At 35.8% G+C, this 1,172-nt stretch carries 2 protein-coding genes; one reads left to right on the plus strand and one right to left on the minus strand.

The window, feature by feature from the left end:
- Positions 1 to 385, plus strand: a 385-nt coding sequence (locus tag E1171_RS01015) for a DUF2721 domain-containing protein (RefSeq protein WP_155203218.1), incomplete at its 5' end; no start/stop codon positions are given.
- 218 nt (positions 386 to 603) lie between these two features.
- Here the strand turns inward: E1171_RS01015 and E1171_RS01020 are convergent.
- A complete protein-coding gene (locus tag E1171_RS01020) occupies positions 604 to 1,053 on the minus strand; it encodes a putative signal transducing protein (RefSeq protein WP_155203220.1) in 450 nt (149 codons plus the stop codon).
- Positions 1,054 to 1,172: the final 119 nt, after the last annotated feature.

Below are 1,172 nucleotides of genomic sequence, written 5' to 3' on the forward strand. Positions count from 1 at the left end.
TTTACTTTTCCCCGCCATTTCCCTTTTGCTTCTGGCTTATACCAATCGCTTTTTGGCTTTGGCAGCGGTAATTCGTTCTTTACATTCTCGCTATAAAACTCAACCTGATGAAGTCATTTTGGCTCAAATAAAAAACTTAAGGAGCCGGGTAATAATTATTAGAAATATGCAATGGATGGGAGTTTTAAGCTTTTTTCTTTGTGTGCTTTGTATGCTATTGCTCTATGCCGAAAAGGAGGTGTTCGCAGAATATGTCTTTGGGGCTAGCTTGCTTTTTTTACTTTCTTCCCTATTGCTTTCTGTTCAGGAAATAATGGTTTCCGTAAAAGCTTTGAATTTGCAATTAAGTGATATGGAAGACTTATTGAAGAAAACTCAGGTTTAGGATTCTTAGTTTTTATCCTAAATAAAATCGAGGAAAATGGGCGTCAAAAATATTCTGGACGGTGTAGTAAGTTCTGAATTAAGGTATAACTAAGATGTTACGCTTCCTTTAAATTTCTTAGTTATTGAAGTTCAAATTTGCTAATGATTTTATTAAAGTGAGGTTTATTTATTGTAGGGGGCCAATTCATTTGGCCAAAAGATTCCCATTACATTTTTTCAACTTATCTTGTGTAATGGTGGGACATCGGAATTCTTCCATTCATGTCCACAATCGAAGCAGTGATGTGTTTTTGAAAAAAATGGTAGGGGAAACCCCAAGAATATCAAACTCCAACTTGCTACTTCTTTAGAAAACTTTTCTTTCCTTATATTTAAAGATCTACATTTTGGACATTGTACAGTATTCTTTGAGGGATTTATAGACTCATCTTCCTCGGGGGAAGGAGCATTTTTGGGATTATCCTCTAAAAGAAGTTTGGCCTTCTCTGCATCTTTTTCAGCTACTTGCAATTTAATGCCCCCTATTGCATTGGAAAATAGCCAATTAACACTCACAATATTTTCATCAGCTAAAAAGCAATAAATGTTGGCAGCTTCCAGCTTGCCTTTATAAATATTGGCTTGCACAGGGTTTTGAAAAGTAGCAATGGTGACAAGTTTCTCCATAATTCAATTTGCTTATTAAAAATTACGGGAGATAGAAAAAAAAGGTTTGACCTATAAAGGAAAAGGAGAATTAGAAGTGCTCTTTGAAAAAGAGCGGGCGACGAGGCTCGAACCCGCGA

The sequence above is a fragment of the Xanthovirga aplysinae genome, assembly GCF_009711365.1.
GTDB lineage: Bacteria > Bacteroidota > Bacteroidia > Cytophagales > Cyclobacteriaceae > Xanthovirga > Xanthovirga aplysinae.

What these genes read in the sequence shown, in the direction of transcription:
- E1171_RS01020 (WP_155203220.1), bottom strand. Translation starts at nt 1,053, where the DNA reads ATGGAGAAACTTGTCACCATTGCTACTTTTCAAAACCCTGTGCAAGCC.